Here is a 518-nt window from a genome sequence, read left to right as displayed (position 1 = left end):
TAATTCATCGTTTCTATCCCTTGCTGTTTTAAGCCAACAAGCAGATCAGCATTAATATACCGATATAATCGCTGATTATCTGGCTCTAGCCTGTAACCTAATAATCCATTTAAAGACATACCAACATCAACTGATGTATACACCACATCCGCATCACGCTTGTCCATCCCAAAAATTTTTTCTCCAACCCCTTCATAGATAAATTTAACCGGCCCGGTATAACTTTCACGATAAAGAATATAATGTTCACTTTCAACAACGTTATTAAGGCCATGTGCCATTAATAATGCTCCAGGCACTGCTCCAATACCGGTATCAATAGCAATAAATCCACCAATGAATTGTATAGTTCCAGACACAAATCCAATCCATGCAATAGTTAAATTGACTACTTCATCTCTCCTGCTTTTAGTATTCTCATCTGGCGTTTTTTTCTTTACAACGATAACTTGCCTTACTCTCTTTTGAGAAAGCATTGCATCCTGTTTTTCTAACGATCGCATTTCTTCATCCAATGA

The 518-nt window shown here is 37.1% G+C and carries 1 protein-coding gene; it reads right to left on the bottom strand.

From position 1 onward, the window contains the following. Nucleotides 1-503 (bottom strand): DUF4225 domain-containing protein (locus ABR397_RS23205; RefSeq protein WP_350307760.1); only part of this gene is annotated, 503 nt, incomplete at its 3' end. Nucleotides 504-518: the final 15 nt, after the last annotated feature.

Origin of the sequence: Photorhabdus viridis, from assembly GCF_040256935.1 — a bacterium.
In the GTDB taxonomy this organism is placed as follows: Bacteria; Pseudomonadota; Gammaproteobacteria; order Enterobacterales; family Enterobacteriaceae; genus Photorhabdus; species Photorhabdus viridis.
Note: the sequence above shows the minus strand (reverse complement) of the source record. Positions and strands in the feature narration are given on the sequence as shown.